This window comes from Neobacillus fumarioli NBRC 102428 (genome assembly GCF_001591485.1).
Taxonomy (GTDB): domain Bacteria; phylum Bacillota; class Bacilli; order Bacillales; family Cytobacillaceae; genus Neobacillus; species Neobacillus fumarioli.
Map to the genome: position 1 here is coordinate 1 of NZ_BCUZ01000198.1, position 2,924 is coordinate 2,924.

Genomic DNA, 2,924 nt, shown 5'->3' on the forward strand with positions numbered 1-2,924 from the left:
CCCCTTCTGTTAATAGGGCTGCTCACCAAATTTGATAAAGGTTCGCTCATCTTCGATTAAACCGCAGGCCCCGCATTGGATTCGGTATACCGGACCATTATAGCGGATATGAAATGGTTCTAATTCATTCTCTTGATACTCATAAACAACAGCCCCTGTTTGAGGATCAAGCTTGACAGGATGTACTACTTGCTCGATAACATTAAATCGGCTTCGATTGGTTTTACAATTTGGACAACGATAGGGAGTAGTCATTTGATTCTCCTTTCTAAATATGTTTAACCTTTATTTTTTGCATTTTTGCCATCATTTATGTAACAATGCAAGATAGAGAGGAAGGGGGTATTCGTTTGTCAGAAAATTTCGATTGGTTATTGGAAGAATATCGTACTATTTGGCATAATCGTTTATTAGAGAATAATGAAATCAGAAGTGAGGAAATTTTACTTGAAGCAATAAAACGAGAATTATTAGATGAAAACTCCCATCCAAGGGTAAGAAAAACTCCATATGAAAAATTTTATTTTGCCGTAAAAAGAATCCTAAATGCCAAGATTTCTCCGGAGGCAAAACCGCTTTTAATCAGGATCTACGTTGAAATGCTGGAGAAATTAATCAAGGATGTGTGATCATGAAAAAGGTGATGATACTCGTCATATCTTTTCTTTTACTCGGAGTGGTCTCAGCATGCAGCAATGAAACCAAAAAGACGAATGAAATTCCGCAGATATTAAATGTAGAATTATCCGTAAAGCCGGACAAAATAAAACCGAATGAGTCCGTAACGTTTGAGGCAAAGGTAACTCAAGATAATAAACCGGTTAACGATGCTGATGAAGTGGTATTTGAGATTTGGCGGGCAAATGCCGCTCAGCATGAAAAAATTGAAATAAAGCATCCCAAAAATGGCATTTACAGTCTGAAAAAAACGTTTTCCGAGGAAGGAACTTATTATATCATTTCTCACGTGACGGCAAGAAATATGCATAATATGCCGAAAAAAGAATTTATTGTTGGCACACCGAGTACACCTGAAAATTCGAATACCAATTCAATGAACGGAATGAATATGGATGATGAGATAAATAAAAAGTAAAAGACAGCTAGACGGCTGTCTTTTTCGCTTATTATAAAATTTCCATCACATCGATTTGGGAAAATTGCATATCGATATTTTTAGGGATTTTTACTTCCAGGATGCCGTCTTTATAGTTTGCCGATGCACCTTTCTTTTTTACAATGGCGGGCAGAGTAATCGTGTGTTTATCCTCCTGCTGTGGAATATGTTCAACAATCAGTTGGTTGGTGGTATGATAAAGCCGAAGTTTTTTAATCCATTCCTCGTCTTTGATTGGGATCCGGACATACACATAATCATGGGTTTCAAAAGCGGATGATGATAACATGCCAGCTGATGATGCTGCTTGGGGAGCTGCTTGAGAAGATCCAAAACCATTAAACATCTCCATTGGATTCATCATATCCCGCATATTGTTAGGCATGACTTTGCTAATGATATCCTGTACATATTTATCAATTTCTTCCGGTTTTAATTTTTGCAGCGTGTCCTTCATGTCTTTATTAAAAGGGAATAAATTCCATGGGAACATTCATTTTCCTCCTTTCAGGAAGTTGATGTCAATTTCTGGTGTTAAAATCTTTTTCGATATTCTATATTATGCAAATAGAGGCCCATAAGTTATTGAAAATGATTGTGTGATTCCCAGTGTGTTTTAGTATGAAGAATGGCTCTTTTGAAGATAATAGAAATTAATCATCAAGGAAAGGAGCAAAGAGAATGAGTTTTAATCTGAACAGAATTAACCCCAATCAAACCCAGGTATTTTTTCATGATGGCCGATTTGAAACGTTAACGGACGAGGAATTAGAAGAATTTTTGCTCCAAATGGGTATTAATGAAGTAAATGAAACAATGGAACAAAACGTAACGGAATAATACAGAATACTTTTTAAAAAAGCAATCGACCTTCACGGCCGATTGCTTTTCTATGCTTCCAACAGATCATTTTCTGATTCTGAAGGGACATTTCTCATAACGTGCAAAGTATATAAATCTTTTGGAATTTCATATAAATCAAATAGATCTCCATGGGCATTGATTTGGTCGTATATATTTTTTCTTGTTTCATTTGCTTTCACTGTATAGGGCAGTTTTTCTGCTGCTTTTATGGAGCGGATATTGATCTTTTTGATCCGCATAAACACGGTTTCAATTCCTTTTTCGTAAAACAGTTCCTGGAAGAATGCCGATTTTGCGATTTGATTATAGCCTTTGCCGTGATACGGTTTCCCAAGCCAAGTGCCCAGGAATCCGGCATTGTCTTCGAGATCGTACAGGCTGATGACGCCGATCGGATTGCCCCATTCATCAAGAATCGTACGGGAAATCAATTCTCCGCGTTCTTCTGCCTCGATTGTCTGTTTCGTGATAAACAGAAATTCTTCGTAAGAGGCGCATTTATGACGAATAAAAGGGAAGACATCTGGATGCGTCATTAAATCATAAAGAGTTTGACAGTCCTGCAGCTCCCGTTTCTTGAGCATGTTGATCCCTCCAATCAGGGCATACCGATTCCATGTCAAAAGAAGCGGCCCACCCTCGAAATTTTTTTAACTTGCTTAAAAAATTTCGGGGTGGGAATCGAACCCACTAGAACCAGTTAAACTGGTGGCGCACCATTTGCCTTCCCTATTTTATTTTTTGTTATCCAAAGTTTGTCTTAAAACCTCAATAATATACTCAAAACAAAAATACCTCACTAACTGTATAATACTCGAAAAAAAGCAAAAAAGATATAGTTATTTGTTGCCTTTTTAATAAAGTTTTCTTACAAAATTCTACATTTTCCTTAAGTTTTTCTCTTCTTCTATTTCTATTTTTTACGGAAATATATAATGGACCC

General features: G+C 36.7%; 6 protein-coding genes. 3 read left to right on the top strand and 3 right to left on the bottom strand.

Annotation, left to right across the window (positions count from 1 at the left end; all coding sequences use genetic code 11):
- Positions 1–9: 9 nt before the first annotated feature.
- Positions 10–255 carry a DNA alkylation repair protein gene (locus tag BFU02S_RS15375; RefSeq protein WP_066372554.1) on the bottom strand — a complete coding sequence of 82 codons (246 nt, stop codon included), beginning with the start codon at positions 253–255 and terminating at the stop codon, positions 10–12.
- A gap of 95 nt (positions 256–350) precedes the next feature.
- Here BFU02S_RS15375 and yoyC point away from each other — a divergent pair, with 95 nt between their 5' ends.
- Positions 351–629 (top strand): protein YoyC, encoded by a 279-nt coding sequence (yoyC, locus tag BFU02S_RS15380; RefSeq protein WP_066372556.1) that lies wholly within the window; start codon positions 351–353, stop codon positions 627–629.
- Between the two features lie 2 nt (positions 630–631).
- A complete protein-coding gene (locus tag BFU02S_RS15385) occupies positions 632–1,096 on the top strand; it encodes a FixH family protein (protein WP_066372558.1) in 465 nt (154 codons plus the stop codon).
- 31 nt (positions 1,097–1,127) lie between these two features.
- On the opposite strand, the gene BFU02S_RS15390 is transcribed toward BFU02S_RS15385, so the two are convergent.
- Positions 1,128–1,610: a spore coat protein gene (locus tag BFU02S_RS15390; RefSeq protein WP_066372559.1), complete on the bottom strand. Its 483-nt coding sequence runs from the start codon at positions 1,608–1,610 to the stop codon at positions 1,128–1,130.
- A gap of 188 nt (positions 1,611–1,798) precedes the next feature.
- Between BFU02S_RS15390 and BFU02S_RS17090 the strand changes: the two genes are divergently transcribed.
- Complete coding sequence (locus tag BFU02S_RS17090) at positions 1,799–1,957, top strand: hypothetical protein (protein WP_169797617.1); 159 nt, start codon at positions 1,799–1,801, stop codon at positions 1,955–1,957.
- Between the two features lie 50 nt (positions 1,958–2,007).
- Here the strand turns inward: BFU02S_RS17090 and BFU02S_RS15395 are convergent, their stop codons facing one another.
- Entirely contained in the window at positions 2,008–2,565 is a 558-nt protein-coding gene (locus tag BFU02S_RS15395; RefSeq protein ID WP_066372566.1) for a GNAT family N-acetyltransferase, read from the bottom strand.
- Between the last annotated feature and the right edge of the window lie 359 nt (positions 2,566–2,924).

What these genes read in the sequence shown, in the direction of transcription:
- BFU02S_RS15375 (WP_066372554.1), bottom strand. Translation starts at nt 255, where the DNA reads ATGACTACTCCCTATCGTTGTCCAAATTGTAAAACCAATCGAAGCCGA.
- BFU02S_RS15385 (WP_066372558.1), top strand. Translation starts at nt 632, where the DNA reads ATGAAAAAGGTGATGATACTCGTCATATCTTTTCTTTTACTCGGAGTG.
- BFU02S_RS15390 (WP_066372559.1), bottom strand. Translation starts at nt 1,610, where the DNA reads ATGTTCCCATGGAATTTATTCCCTTTTAATAAAGACATGAAGGACACG.
- BFU02S_RS17090 (WP_169797617.1), top strand. Translation starts at nt 1,799, where the DNA reads ATGAGTTTTAATCTGAACAGAATTAACCCCAATCAAACCCAGGTATTT.
- BFU02S_RS15395 (WP_066372566.1), bottom strand. Translation starts at nt 2,565, where the DNA reads ATGCTCAAGAAACGGGAGCTGCAGGACTGTCAAACTCTTTATGATTTA.